Here is a 13,058-nt window from a genome sequence, read left to right as displayed (position 1 = left end):
GTTAAACGTTTACTAGCAAGGCAGGAGTAGATATGTAGTTGTATGATGTCTGATATCTAGGCTATGATCGTCGCACCAAAAGTAAGGAGACCGCATGACCACGCAACAACCTCAAGCCACCCGCGTACGGTGGACTATCCTCGCCATCCTGTTCGCTGTCACCACGATTAACTACGCCGACCGCGCCACCATCGCGATCGCCGGCCCCGAACTGAAACGCCTGCTGGGCCTGAGTCCGGTGGAAATGGGCTTCGTCTTCTCCGCCTTTGCCTGGTCCTACGTATTGGCGCAATTGCCGGGCGGCTGGCTGCTGGACCGCTTCGGCTCCAAAATCACCTATTTCTTCAGTATTTTCCTGTGGTCGATCTTCACCATGCTGATGGGTACGGTCGGCTTCCTGACCGGCGCCGCCGCCGTCACCACGCTGTTTATCCTGCGCTTGCTGATCGGCGCCGCTGAAGCGCCCTCCTTCCCCGGCAACTCGCGCATCGCCTCGGCATGGTTCCCGACCAGCGAACGCGGCACCGCCGCCGCCATCTTCAACTCGGCGCAGTATTTCGCCACCGTGCTGTTTGCCCCGATCATGGGCTGGCTGGTGCACACCTTCGGCTGGGAAAGCGTGTTCTTCGTCATGGGCGGCCTGGGCGTCGTCATGGCCTTCATCTGGCTGAAAACCGTGTATGGCCCGAAGGATCACCCGAAAGCCAATGCCGCCGAGATCGCCTATATTGGAGCGGGCGGCGCGCTGGTGGACCTGGAGAGCAAAGACAAAGTCGCTGCCACCACCAAGCTGGACACCTGGTCCTGCATCAAACAACTGCTGGGCAACCGCATGCTGCTGGGTGTGTACATCGGCCAGTATTGCATCAACACCCTGACCTACTTCTTCCTGACCTGGTTCCCCGTGTACCTGGTGCAAGAGCGTCACATGACCATCCTGAAGGCGGGCTTTGTGGCCGCGCTGCCGGCGGTGGCCGGCTTCCTCGGCGGCGTGCTGGGCGGTGTGATTTCGGATCGCCTGATCAAATCGGGCAAATCGCTGTCGGTGGCGCGTAAAACGCCGATCGTCTGCGGCATGCTGCTGTCGACCTCGATGATCGTGTGTAACTACGTCGATGCCGACTGGCTGGTCATTACCGTGATGTCGCTGGCCTTCTTCGGCAAGGGCATTGGCGCGCTGGGCTGGGCAGTGGTGGCGGATACCTCGCCGAAAGAAGCCGGCGGCATGAGCGGCGCGCTGTTCAACACCTTCGGCAACACCGCCGGCATCACCACCCCGATCGTGATCGGCTACATCCTGCAAACCACCGGCACCTTCGCTGGCGCGCTGGTGTTCGTAGGCGCCAACGCGGTCGTGACCATCCTGTGCTACTTGCTGATGGTCGGCGAGATCAAGCGTTTTGAATTCAAGACGCCAGTGATGCGCAGCATCTAAGCTTTACCGCCCTGCGCCACAGCCTGTGCGCTGATGGCGTAGGAAAAACCGTGCTGCTGGAGGATGTCGATTAATTCCTCCGGCGCACCACCTAACCGCAGGTTCTCTGCGATCCAGCCCTGCCAGTCGGGCGTGATTTCCTTATCCTCTTCTTCCAGTTCGATGCCGGCGATGGATTTGGCCAGCAAGGCGTTGATGCGCTTGGTGTCGATCAGGTGCTGCACCACCGGGTGGCCGGAATACGGGAAAGGATACAGCGTGCAATTGCCCAGCGCCGACAGCCGGTGCGCGTGCATCGCGTCGAGGTTGACTGACTCGGTGCTGCCGTCCTTGTCCGGCCTGGTGCCGAACAGGATATGCATGTCAGGCAGCTTGTCGGCTTTGCTGCGGCCCAGCGCCAGCAGATCGTCGTAGCGGGATGGCGGCGGATTGGTGGCCAGGTCGCGCATCACCGACAGCCAGCGCCGTTCGTGATACAGCAAGGCTTGCGCCGGATCGAGGAAAGATAGCGGCCCGAAGGCGATCACCTGCTCCACCTCCAGCAGCAACCCATACATCAGCGCCGCATACGCCCCCATCGACTGGCCGATGGTCACCACTTTGCTGGGGCGGATGTCGCGTATCAGCGCGCGCAGGCTGGCGGCGGTCTCATCCGGATGCGCGCCGAGGCCGCCTATCGCGCGGTGATACCAGCTATTGCCGGAATCGCGCACCAGGATCTTGTTGATGTGGCGGCCGCTGAACTGTTCCAGCTTTTTCAGCCGGCCGTAGAAGTCGAAATCCGGCCGCTTGTCCCACGAGACGAAGCCAAAGGTAATCACCAGCAATTCGCCGGGAATGACATGGTCGACCATCACATCCTCGGTGCTGGTCTTGACGTGGCGGTTGTCCAGGGCGGGCAAATCGTGGATCAGTATCGGCATAAACGCAGAGTTTAGCAGCTTTGATTGTCAACCACACCACTCCTCCCCACCGTCGGCCTTGACCGGCGCCCCACCCTTGCCTCATCAAATCGACAGCAGGCTTGATACCGATCAAATCCACTTGTCAAAAAAGCCATAGCATAAGCATGCTTCAAGGTCAATCGTTCACTATTTGCTTTTTCTCAAACGAAAGGTATTTAAAATGAAACCTGTTATGCGGAAACTCAAATCATCACGGCAACAACTCGGTCAGGGGATGACCGAATACATCGTGATCGTCGCCCTCATCGCGGTTGCCGCCATCGCGGTCTACCAGCTTTTCGGCGCAACCATACGCAACCAGACGGCCGGCATCGCGCTGGAAGTCTCCGGCAAAAACGGCAGTACCGCCATCACCAAGGCGGGCGATGCCGCCACCAAGGCCGAGACGGCGGCGAAGGACACCGCGAAGAACTCGCTTTCCACCTATGGCGACCAAGCCACCACGGGCACCCAGAATTAAGCCGCTCCACCTCGACCAACTCGCCGGCCTACCTCTTGAGCGTCCGTCTATCATCCCACGCGCAACGCCATTCGTACCATGAAATCGGCACATTCATCCGTCACGACCAAAATCGCGCAACGCTGCCAGCAGGGTCAGGCGCTCATCTACGGCATCTTCGTTCTCATGGGCGGCCTGGCCGCCCTGATGTTCCTCTTCAATACCGGCCAGCTCACCGCTGAAAAAACCAAACTGGTCAACACGGCCGACGCCGTGGCGTACAGCGCCGGCATCCTGCATGCGCGGGCGCTGAATTTTGACGCCTATACCAACCGCGCGATGATGGCCAACGAGGTCATGATTGCGCAAGCGGTCAGCATTGCCTCCTGGTCGGCGCACGTAGTCAAGCATACCCAAAACGTTCCGCCGCTCAGCTGCTATACCTACTACTCGGTGCCGGTGGCCCTGGCGCTGACCGAATATATCCCCGTTTGCTATTTGCTCAGCCTGTATGGCGCCGACGTCACCGCCGAGACGGTGGATGCAGGCGTCCAGGCCGCCGCACAGGCCACCGTCGTCGCATCCGAAGTCGCCAAGGCCATCCTGCAAGGCGCGCAGGCCAATATGGCAGCCACCTTTTTGATCGAAAGAAAATTGCTGATGCAGCAGGTGGCCGATGCCAACTATGCCGGCGACGGCGCCGTCCACGTGGACACCATTCCCCTCACCGATAATTTCGTCAAATTCGACGACGACACCTTTATTCATGCCTACTCGGGCGAGGACCGCGGCCGCCTGAAGGACGCGGTGGTGGCGTCCGCCAACCGGGACGCCTTCGTTAGCCAGCGCTCCTGGACGTCGGCCAACAACTTCGCCTGCATCCTCGGCAACAAGGCCGCCTTCCGCCGTCGCGGCGGCACCGAGCTGGTCGACTTCGACGAATGGAAAGCCATGGACACGGCGTCCCTGCACCAGTGGACCTGGCACACGCACGGCATTTTCCACCTGCCCACCTGTGACGACAGCGAGATGGCGCTCGGCTACGGCACGCAGGCAGCGGCCAACGGGTCGCCCGACGACGCCGGCGCCAGCTATGGCAACTCGCGCGTCGACAATCCCGCCGCCAGCGCTGCGGCCAGCAGCACCGATTGGGGTTACAGCGGCCTGCCCACGTTCTACGACATCTCGACGGCGGCATTGACGTACACCTCCACCGATCCGAACCCGCGCCTGAAATTCGCCATACGCCTCACGCGGGCCAAGGATCAATTGAAAACCTCGGATGCGGCGTCGGACGTCAAACCGAGCGGCAGGTTCGCCATCGCCGGCCTGGCCGCTGGCGACGTGCTGGCGGCAGTCGCCACCTCGGAGGTTTATTTCGAACGGCCCAGCGGCCGCGCTGACGGCAAGACCGAACTCGCCAGCCTGTTCAACCCTTACTGGCAGGCACACCTGGTTTCCACCTCGTCAGCCGACATGGCCCTGGCAATGACCTTGGGAGGTCCACGATGAACACCCTGTTTCGCTTGCTGCTTGTCTGTCTCTGCGCAGTGTCGCTGACCGGCCGCGCCAGCACACAGGCCGAGGAGGATATGACGAGGGCGCCGATGCCGCACGCGCAGCTCGGCGCGCAGGGCACGCCGGTCAAGGTACACCTGGTCAGCTTGCAGGGCTATCTGGTCGGACGGCCAGACAACGCCGCGCGGCTGGCCATGCTGCACGCCGAAGTCGAGGACTGCGTGCGGCGCAATAGCGCGGCGGGCATGCCATCCAACCCGCCGCGTGCATGGCCCGACCATATCGACAGCCAACGCAGCGACGTTTATTCCGCCATCAACCGAACCATCCACTACACCAGCGCGCTGACCTACGGCGTCAACCAGCGCGATTGCAGCTTGATCGAGACGCGCCTGAGCGGCGCCAGCCTGTTCTCCAGCCAGGGAATCTGCGATATCGACCTGCTCAAGAAGACCGCCCACGGCGCCTGCGACGCCACCGGGCAAGCCAGCGCCAGGCCGCCCATTCGCCGTCCTGGCCTGAGCGCAGGGCAAATTGCCGCCATCCAGCGCGACGCAGCAAGCAACCCTTCCATGGCCGCCCTGGCGGAAGCCATCCGCACCAACCCGCCGTCCGGGACCGGGGAACGCAAGACCATCCTCGGCATCGAGTGCGAGGTGAGGAAAAGTCCGCTGAACCCGGACGGCACCGTTTGCCTATCCCGCGGCGGCACCTTCCCGGCGTCGACTTCGCCCAGCACCACGCAGCAATCGGCGATGACACTCGAAGAAGACAGCGCCACATCGGGCTTCAAACTACAGGCCACCAGCGCAAAATTGGACACGCTGGTCAATGGCGCCGTATTCACGCCTTATCTGGCCGGTGGTTTCCGCATTACCAATACCGGGGTGCGCCCATGAAGACCGCGCGTTGCGATGGCCAGGCCTTGGCTGAATTTCTCGTCCTCGCTGCGGCGCTGGTGCCGCTGTACCTGCTACTGCCGGTCATCGCCAAATACCAGGACGTCGCCAGCCAGGTCGCCATGGCCAGCCGCTACGTGACCTTCGAGGCGATGACGCGCAATGACGTCCAGAGCAGCTGGAAGACGCCGGCGGAGTTGGCGGGTGAAGTACGGCGCCGCTTTTTCGGCAACGCCGACGCCCCGATCAAGACCGGCGATGTGGCCGGCAATTTTCTCGCCCACCAGAACCTGTTCTGGCGTGGTCCCGACGGCGCCGCGCTGATTGCCGATTTCAACAGCGACGTGGCGGTCAGCTTCGGCCCCGACCAGAAAGCCACCCACGACGACGGGTTCACCCCGCTAACGACGGCAAGCCGTTCAACGGCATCGTGGCCAGCGCGGTCGGCATTCACACTGCGGAGAAGCTGGGCCTTGAGAGCCGCGGAATCTACACCGCGAACGTCACGGTCCGCCTGGCCAATATGCCGGCCGGACTGACTGCGTACAAGCCGCTCGACAGCATCGACCTGACGCTGAGCCGCCACACCAGCGTCGTCATCGACGGTTGGGCGGCCAAGTCACCAGCGCAGGTGCAGTCTCGCCTCGACAGCGGCGTGCTGGTCCCCGCCACCAAACTGCGTGCCATCGCCTCGGTGGTCAACGGCAGTGTCGTCCTGGTCGAAGCGGGCCATATTGCCGGTCCCAAGCTGGGCGAACTCGGGTTCTGGACCGACGTCGTACCGGCCGACCGGCTCAAGTAGCCAAGGACCAGCAATATGGACTCGCAACGCAGAAGAACCATCGCAACCGCCGGACGGCTGGCCTTCAGACAGGTTCGCCCCCTGTTGGCTGTCGTGCTGATGCACGGCGGCGCCGCGTCAGCCGCGCAGACATGGCCGACCGTACCGATCCCTCAAGGCGTGGCCACCTTCGCCATGGGCGACGAGGTCACGGTCAACGGCCTGCCGCTGCGCATGCGCGGCTTGCTGTCGAGCCAGCCGCCGGCGCAAGTGGCGGCGCTGTTCCGTGCCAGCCTGGGGCATCCGTTGGTCGAAACCACGCAAGGCGAAAAATTGGTGCTGGGGCGGGCGCTGGGCGAGTTCTACGCCACGGTTCAGCTTGAACCGGCTGCCGCCGGCACGCGCGGCCTAGTAGCGGTCACCAGGCTGAGCGCGACGATGAATGGACGCGAGGCTACCAGGCAGACTAGCCAGCACCTGCTCTCCCGCTTTCCTGCCGGTTCCACGCTGCTGAGCCACATGAGTTCCGTCGATGCCCAGCGCCGCAGTGACGCCCTGACACTCAGTAATTCCCTGGGCGTCGAACTGAACGTCCAGCATCTCAGGCAGATGCTGGAAGCCGAGGGTTACCGGCTTGAACGCGCTGCTGCGACGGCGCCGACAACCATCTCCAGGCGCCAGCCCCAAGGACCGGGCGCCACGCTGTTTTTCGCGCGCCCCGGCGCCCAAGCCGTTGCGGTGGTCTATCGCGAAGCCAGCGGCAACACCGCCATCGTCCTGAACACCGTCACCGAACTGGAGCCCGCGAAATGACACGCCACCCGATGCATCATCGCGCTCAAGATGGCCAGTCCAGCATGGAATTCGTCATCGTGTGCGCCGCCCTCGCCCTCGCGCTCGGTATCGGCGTGAGCGGCGATAGCAGCGTCCTCAAGCAGCTACTCGATGCCTTCAAAACGGCCTACCAGGATTTCAGCTACGCCATTTCTCTTCCGGGCTAATCATGAAACTCAAACTCCCCGCGCTCTCCAAGGTGAACAAAACGTGGGCCGTGCTTGGCACCGCGCTCGCCATCGGTCTGCTGGCCGCCGTCGCCACCCGCAGCTTTCTCAGCACGCAGGTGGCCGAGATTGCGGCACGCAACCAGCATCAGACCGTCAGCGTCGTCGTGGCCAAGACCGAACTGGCGCCGCACACCATCCTGTCGAACGCCAACCTCGCCGTCCGCAAGATACCGGTGGAGTATGCGCACTCGGGCGCGGTGCTGCCGGCCGACTTCGGGCGCATCGATGGCGGCGCCATCGCCTTTCCGGTCAAGCCCGGCGAGATGATTATGTGGAGCCAGATGGCTGGCAAGCGGGCGCCGACCTTTTCCGCCCGCCTGCAGAACGGCCAGCGCGCCATTACCGTCGTGGTCGATGAAATCAACTCCATTTCCGGCATGCTGGAACCAGGCGACCTGATCGACCTGATGTTCAGCATGGACCAGAACGGCAAGAAGCTGGTGCTGCCGCTGTTGCAAGGCATACAGGTCATGGCCACCGGCCAGCGCTCGGTCGACGATCCGAAAAGCGGTGAGCGCATGCAGTTCGCCACCGTGACGCTGGACGCCACACCGGACCAGGCCAGGAACATCATCATCGCGCGGGAATCCGGCAAGCTTACCGCCTTGCTCAGGAACCCTTCAGACAAACAAACCATCGGCAACCAGCGCTACGACCTAGACGCCTTGTTTGGCGCCCAGCCGGTCGCGCGGCCGTTTCGCCAGGCAACCGGCATCCCCGTGCTGTACGGCGGCAGCGGCGCGAAATTCCCGCCCGAAGCCTTGCATCTCGGACGCTACCGATCCGGCGCGGCGCCATCTCCGCCACCGCCGGTCGCCGCGCCGCCACCAGCCGGCGCCACATCGACCACGTCACCCTGACCTGACGACGCAACGTCACCGCCCGGCACCGCCGCGCGCCGCACTCTCACGCCCTTTTTTGGACAGTGCTCATGAACAGCCTTTTCCGCAACTGGCTCTCCGTCCTGCTAATCACAACCATGGCCGGCGCGCACGCGCAAACCCCGCCACAGCGCGTCACGCAGGGCAAGCCAGCCGAACGCTATGCCCCCATCAAAAAGCAGGAGGATGCCGAGCCGGCGCCGGAACTTGAACTGTTCACCGGCGAGTCGCGCGTGTTCCCGGCGCCCGGCATCGCGCGCATCGCCGTGGGCAACGGCCAGGTCATTACCGCCAATGCGCTGGACGACAAGGACGTCATCATTTTCGCCAACGGCGCCGGCAACTCGACCCTGTTCCTGTGGCACCAGGACGGCCGCGTCCAACGCGTGAAAGTCACGGTGCTGCAAGCCGACATGGGCCGCTACGCCCGCGAAGTCGCGACCTTCCTGGCGACGATACCGAAGGCCAAGGCCAGCGTGGTGGGCGACAAGGTAGTCGTCGAAGGCGACGAACTGTCCGATGCTGACCGCGATAAGGTCGCCGAACTGGCCAAGCGCTACCCGTTGATCGTCAACTTCACCAGCCCCATCGGCTGGGAGCAGATGGTCATGATGGACGTCAAAGTGGTCGAGTTTCCCAAGACCGAATTGCGCGAACTCGGCTTGAAATGGAGCGCCACCGGCGGCGCGGCCGTGGGCGGCATCTGGGCCCCCTCCAGTCGCGGCGACGCCGGCGGCTACGCGATCACCGTCAGGACCGGCGACACCAACGCGCCGCCGATCAGCGTGCCGGGTGGCGGCAGCGGCAGCTACGTGCCGCTACCGTCCAATCTGACCATCCTCAGCGCCATCAACCTGGGGCTGAACGCGCAGCTGCTGGCGCTGGAACAGAAAGGCACGGCCAGCGTACTGGCTGAACCGCAATTGTCGACCCGCAGCGGCTACAAGGCCAGCTTCCTGGCTGGCGGCGAAATCCCCTATTCGGTGGCCAGCATCAACGGCGTGACCGTGCAATTCAAACCATACGGCGTCAAGCTGGATATCGAACCCAAAGTGGGCAGCAATGGTGTGATCCGCGCCGCCATCGAATCCGAGGTCAGCTCGATCGACGCCTCGCTCTCCACCGCCAGCGGCCCGGCCCTGCTCACGCGCCGCACCAAGACCGAATTCAACGTCCGGCAGGGTGAAACCATTGTTCTGTCCGGTCTGCTACAACGCAACAGCAGTACCGATATCGACAAGGTGCCGCTGCTGGGCGACATTCCGATTCTCGGCGCGCTGTTCCGCTCCAGGCGTTTCCAAAACAAGGAGACCGAGCTGGTGGTATTCGTCACGCCGAGCATTGTCGACAGCCGCAGCGCCGGCCTGGTGGACCGGACGCAACGCGCCGGCGAGCGCCTGGAACGCAACCTCGGCCGGCAGCCCTACCTGAGCAATCCGCTCCAGCCCGGCGCCGATGCCGCCGGCTTCAACCAGGCGCCGGCGGCGGCCGTGCCGGACGCGCCAGCGCCATAGCGGGAGCCAAGCATGTTCCAGGTCGACATCCTCAACCCCGACGGTAGCGGCAGACAGGTCCACGTGCCGGACGACTGCCTGGTCGGCAGCAAGACCAGCAACGACATCTGGCTCGACAGTTGGCGGGTGGCCAAGGAGCACGCGCGCCTGCTGCGCACGCCCTCAGGCGTGCTACTGGAAGACCTGGGTTCCTACATCGGCACCAGCGTCAACGGCGTGCGGGTCACCACCGAGCATGGGCCGCTGGCCGCAACCGACGTGATCGGCATCGGCCCGTATAAACTACAGGTGCCGTACCAGCCCAGTGCGGTGCAGCCGGTGCAGGCAGCCGCGCCACATTCGCGCTCGGCCAGCGCCGCCGCGCGCAACCAGCGCGCCACGGCGGAAATCCACTCCTCTCGCCTGGCGGCCGAATTGGCCCAGCAAAAGCGGACAGAGCCGCTGGAGGACGGCTACCCGCTGATACTCGCCCCGCTGGCGCGGCAGCAGCTCGAATTCGAGTGGCGCCAGCGACTCCACGCCATCCTGCTGGAAACCATGGACCTGCGCCGCCACGACGTCTCGAAAATGAGCGACGCGCAATTGCGCGCGGAAACCCAGCGCTACCTGCACGACATCATGCGCGAACAACGCGCCAGCCTGCCGCCGCAGCTCGACCACGAACTGCTGGCCCGGCAAGTGCTGGACGAGGCCGTGGGCCTGGGACCGCTGGAAGAACTGCTGGCGGACGCCGGCGTGACTGAAATCATGGTCAACCAGTTCGACAAAATCTACATCGAGCGCCGCGGGCGGCTGGAAAAACACCCGCTCACCTTTACCAGCGACCGCGCCGTGCTGGGCGTGATCGAACGCATCGTCGCACCGCTGGGCCGGCGCATCGACGAATCCTCGCCGATGGTCGATGCGCGCCTGAAAGACGGCTCACGCGTCAACGCCATCATTTCACCGCTGGCCTTGAAAGGCCCTGCCCTGACCATACGCAAATTCGCCCAATACAAGATGACGGCGGACGACCTGGTCTCTCTGGGGGCGCTCAGCGCCGCGATGGCGGCGTTTCTGGAGATCTGCGTGGCCGCGCGCAAAAATATCGTCGTGTCCGGCGGCACAGGGTCCGGCAAGACCACCCTGCTCAATATTTTGTCCAACTTCATCCCGGCTGGCGAGCGCATCATCACCGTCGAAGACGCAGCCGAACTGCAGTTGCACCATGAGCACTGGATCAGCCTGGAGGCACGGCCTGCCAACGTCGAAGGCAAAGGCGCCGTCCCGATCCGGGAGCTGGTCCGCAACACGCTGCGCATGCGCCCCGACCGCATCGTGGTCGGCGAATGCCGCAGCGGCGAAGCGCTCGACATGCTGCAGGCGATGAACACCGGCCACGACGGCTCGCTCACCACACTGCATGCCAACAGCCCGCGCGACGCGCTGGCGCGCCTGGAAACCATGGTGCTGATGGCCGGCATGGAATTGCCGCTGCCCGCCATCCGCGAACAGGTCGCCGCCGCCATCCAGCTGATTGTGCAACAGACCCGCTTTGCCTGCGGCACGCGCATGGTCACCAGCATCACCGAGATCACCGGCATGGAAGGCGGAAAATTCCAGATGCAGGAGCTGTTCCGCTTCGTCAATCTTGGCTACGTGACGACGCCGGACGGCAACAAGGTGCGCGGCTATTTCAGCGGCTGCGACATGGTGCCCAGCTTCTACGAGAGCTTGCGCGCCGTCGGCAACGCGCTGGACATGAGCATCTTCAAACCGGGAGCGCCGTCATGAGCGCCACCTCCATGCTGATGTTCATTACCTGCGTCGCCGCGCTGGCCGCCGCCATCCTCGCCTGGCTGGTCATTGATATCGGCATCGTCACCATGGCCAGCTACCGCGCCCACTTCACGGAACGCACGCGTTTTCAAGTCCGCGAATTTTTCCTGTTTATCGACCCCGCCAAGATATTCATGGCGCACGCCGCACTGATGACGCTGGGCGCGATTGTCGCCGGCCTGGCCAGCGGCAGCGTGCTGGTGGCCGCCACCGTCTGCGGTGGCCTGGCGCTACTGCCGCGCGCAGTCTACGCGTGGCTGCGCCTGCGCCGGTTGCGCCAATTCGAAGAGCAATTGCCGGACGCCCTGATGATGCTGGCCGGCGCCCTGCGCGCGGGCCTGAGCCTGAACATGGCCATCTCGCAGCTGGTGGTGGAGGCGCCGGCGCCGCTAGGCCAGGAGTTTACGCTGATGCTGCGCGAACAGCGCCTCGGCGTCACGCTGGAGCAAAGCCTGAATGGCCTGGTGCGTCGCATTCCGACCCAGACCACGATCCTCGTGGTCTCAGCCATGCGCATCGCCACCGAGACCGGCGGCGGCCTGGCGGAAATGCTGGAACGCACCGCCAACACCGTGCGCAGCCGCCTGCAAATCGAAGGCAAGATCCGCGCACTGACGGCACAGGGCAAATTGCAGGCCTGGATCGTCGGCCTGCTGCCGCTCTTGCTGATGCTGGTGCTCGACCACATGGAACCGGACGCCATGGCGCAGTTGTGGCATACGCGCATGGGCTGGGGCGCCCTGGCCGTCATCATCACGCTCGAATGCCTCGGCATCCACGTGATCCGGCGCATCGTCGCCATCGATGTCTAGGAGCATGCCATGGCCGCTACCCGCATCGAACTGATCATCACTACGCTGGCCATGCTGTCTGGCTTGGCGGTGGCGCTGGTTGCCATGCTGATTGCCCGCACCGTCGCCGCCATTCCGGCCGAGGACCGCAGCTACAAGGATCGGCCGCCGCTGGGCTTCCGGCTGTTCTGGTGGCCGATCCATTGGTGCGGCCATGCCTTGCACCCCTTCATCTCGCGCGCGCCGACCGCCGCGCTGCCGGTGCGCTTGCGCAAGGCCGGCCTGGAATACAGCATCAGCCCCGCCCAATTCACTGCGGCCCGCCTGTTTTGCGCGCTCGCCGTCGCCAGCTTCTCGTGCTGGGTGCTGGACTCGCTGGGCCAGGGCAGCACGTCCGGCGGCTTCGGCGCCGCGCGCTACTGGGAAGTCGGCGTCAGCGCCGCGCTGGCCGGCTGGATCTATGTCGGCATCTGGCTGCGCGACCGCATCGCGCTGCGCAAAAGCGAGCTGCACAAGACGCTACCGTTTTATCTCGACCTCATCACTCTTTGCGTGGAAGCCGGACTCAACCTTCAGGGTGCGCTCAACCAGGCCGCGCTCAAGGGGCCGAACGGCACGCTGCGGGAGGAAATCAACCGGGTGCTGCGCGATGTCCGCAACGGCAAGGCGCGGGCCGATGCGCTGCGCGCCATGAGCGAGCGCGTGCAGGAGCCGGCCGTCACCAATTTCATCACGGCGATGATACAGGCCGAGCGGATGGGCATGAATCTGGGGCCGGTATTGCGGGCGCAGGCCGATCAGCGGCGCTCGGAGCGCTTCCTGCGCGCCGAAAAACTGGCGATGGAAGCGCCCGTCAAGCTGCTATTTCCGCTGATCGCCTTCATCTTCCCTTGCACCTTCATCGTCTTGTTCTTCCCCATCGTCATTCAGTTCATGCATTCGGGACTATAAGG

Annotated in this window: 14 protein-coding genes; 13 read left to right on the top strand and 1 reads right to left on the bottom strand. The window is 64.0% G+C overall.

All coding sequences use genetic code 11. The annotated features are described in order from the left end of the window. Positions 1-94 precede the first annotated feature (94 nt). A complete protein-coding gene (locus tag HH213_RS23840; RefSeq protein ID WP_169113887.1) occupies positions 95-1,435 on the top strand; it encodes an MFS transporter in 1,341 nt (446 codons plus the stop codon). Here HH213_RS23840 and HH213_RS23835 read toward each other — a convergent pair. Further along, on the bottom strand, positions 1,432-2,358 hold the full coding sequence (locus HH213_RS23835; protein WP_169113886.1) for an alpha/beta fold hydrolase: 927 nt from the start codon (positions 2,356-2,358) through the stop codon (positions 1,432-1,434). The genes HH213_RS23840 and HH213_RS23835 overlap by 4 nt on opposite strands. Positions 2,359-2,572: 214 nt before the next feature. Here HH213_RS23835 and HH213_RS23830 point away from each other — a divergent pair, with 214 nt between their 5' ends. From HH213_RS23830 to HH213_RS23775, 12 genes are all read left to right on the top strand, one after another. After that, complete coding sequence (locus HH213_RS23830; RefSeq protein ID WP_174864430.1) at positions 2,573-2,860, top strand: pilus assembly protein; 288 nt, start codon at positions 2,573-2,575, stop codon at positions 2,858-2,860. 78 nt (positions 2,861-2,938) lie between these two features. Continuing rightward, complete coding sequence (locus HH213_RS23825; RefSeq protein ID WP_169113884.1) at positions 2,939-4,351, top strand: pilus assembly protein TadG-related protein; 1,413 nt, start codon at positions 2,939-2,941, stop codon at positions 4,349-4,351. Next, on the top strand, positions 4,348-5,256 hold the full coding sequence (locus HH213_RS23820) for a hypothetical protein (RefSeq protein ID WP_169113883.1): 909 nt from the start codon (positions 4,348-4,350) through the stop codon (positions 5,254-5,256). The genes HH213_RS23825 and HH213_RS23820 overlap by 4 nt, the downstream gene beginning before the upstream one ends. After that, the gene (locus tag HH213_RS23815; RefSeq protein ID WP_169113882.1) at positions 5,253-5,795 is read left to right on the top strand and encodes a hypothetical protein; all 543 of its coding nucleotides are present in this window, start codon (positions 5,253-5,255) and stop codon (positions 5,793-5,795) included. The genes HH213_RS23820 and HH213_RS23815 overlap by 4 nt, the downstream gene beginning before the upstream one ends. Then, positions 5,780-6,058 (top strand): hypothetical protein, encoded by a 279-nt coding sequence (locus HH213_RS23810; RefSeq protein ID WP_169113881.1) that lies wholly within the window; start codon positions 5,780-5,782, stop codon positions 6,056-6,058. Before HH213_RS23815 ends, HH213_RS23810 begins: the two co-directional genes overlap by 16 nt. Positions 6,059-6,073: 15 nt before the next feature. Next, complete coding sequence (locus HH213_RS23805) at positions 6,074-6,850, top strand: hypothetical protein (protein ID WP_169113880.1); 777 nt, start codon at positions 6,074-6,076, stop codon at positions 6,848-6,850. Between the two features lie 44 nt (positions 6,851-6,894). Further along, positions 6,895-7,038, top strand: a complete 144-nt coding sequence (locus HH213_RS23800) for a hypothetical protein (protein ID WP_169109994.1) — start codon at positions 6,895-6,897, stop codon at positions 7,036-7,038. Positions 7,039-7,040: 2 nt separating this feature from the next. Further along, positions 7,041-7,961: a Flp pilus assembly protein CpaB gene (gene cpaB / locus HH213_RS23795; RefSeq protein WP_169113879.1), complete on the top strand. Its 921-nt coding sequence runs from the start codon at positions 7,041-7,043 to the stop codon at positions 7,959-7,961. Between the two features lie 71 nt (positions 7,962-8,032). Further along, on the top strand, positions 8,033-9,496 hold the full coding sequence (locus tag HH213_RS23790) for a type II and III secretion system protein family protein (protein WP_169113878.1): 1,464 nt from the start codon (positions 8,033-8,035) through the stop codon (positions 9,494-9,496). 12 nt (positions 9,497-9,508) lie between these two features. Beyond that, on the top strand, positions 9,509-11,269 hold the full coding sequence (locus tag HH213_RS23785) for a TadA family conjugal transfer-associated ATPase (RefSeq protein ID WP_169113877.1): 1,761 nt from the start codon (positions 9,509-9,511) through the stop codon (positions 11,267-11,269). Continuing rightward, positions 11,266-12,126, top strand: a complete 861-nt coding sequence (locus HH213_RS23780; RefSeq protein ID WP_169113876.1) for a type II secretion system F family protein — start codon at positions 11,266-11,268, stop codon at positions 12,124-12,126. Before HH213_RS23785 ends, HH213_RS23780 begins: the two co-directional genes overlap by 4 nt. Positions 12,127-12,135: 9 nt before the next feature. Continuing rightward, positions 12,136-13,056, top strand: a complete 921-nt coding sequence (locus tag HH213_RS23775) for a type II secretion system F family protein (protein WP_161056952.1) — start codon at positions 12,136-12,138, stop codon at positions 13,054-13,056. Positions 13,057-13,058 lie beyond the last annotated feature (2 nt).

It is taken from the genome of Duganella dendranthematis (assembly GCF_012849375.1).
GTDB lineage: Bacteria > Pseudomonadota > Gammaproteobacteria > Burkholderiales > Burkholderiaceae_D > Rugamonas > Rugamonas dendranthematis.
Note: the sequence above shows the minus strand (reverse complement) of the source record. Positions and strands in the feature narration are given on the sequence as shown.